Below are 592 nucleotides of genomic sequence, written 5' to 3' on the forward strand. Positions count from 1 at the left end.
AGGGGAATACTTACGGTGATGTGTATCACTACCGGCCACGTCACCTTGAACGTGGCGATAAAATCACGCCGGCAGCAGAAACCGGTAACTTCTGGGCGCGCCTGGAGCATGAGCGCTTTCTGTCCACCCAGACCACGGTAACCGGCAGCAGCACCGACCACACCCTGGGGCCGGCGCAGGTGCTGACCATCACCGAAATGGCTATCCCGCCAACACTGCCCCGCGAAACGGAGAACGGTATTGTTATTATCCGCACTGGCTACTCTGCCAGCCGTAAGAATGCCCTGAAGGTGGCATGGGTAGCGATGCCTTACTACGAGAACCGCTGCTGGCGGCCTGCTGCTAAAAAGCGCCCGGTGGTCAGCGGCACCCTGACGGCCCGCGTGACCAGCGCCAAAGATAACGACATCTACGCCTGGCTGGATGCATCAGGGATGTACCGGGTGAAATTTGATGCTGACCGTGACGACAAGCGTCAGGGCATGGAAAGTATGCCGGTACGTTTTGCCAAACCTTACGGCGGTGACAAATACGGCTTCCACTTCCCGCTGATACAGGGCACTGAAGTTGCCATTGCATTCCACGAAGGCGA

Annotated in this window: 1 pseudogene; it reads left to right on the forward strand. The window is 58.1% G+C overall.

Going from position 1 to position 592, the window contains the following annotated elements:
• Window positions 1-592 (forward strand): annotated as a pseudogene (locus tag AB6731_RS22910) (type VI secretion system tip protein VgrG); the annotation flags it as partial.

The organism is Enterobacter sp. RCC_40, from assembly GCF_041360735.1.
Classification (GTDB): Bacteria; Pseudomonadota; Gammaproteobacteria; order Enterobacterales; family Enterobacteriaceae; genus Enterobacter; species Enterobacter ludwigii.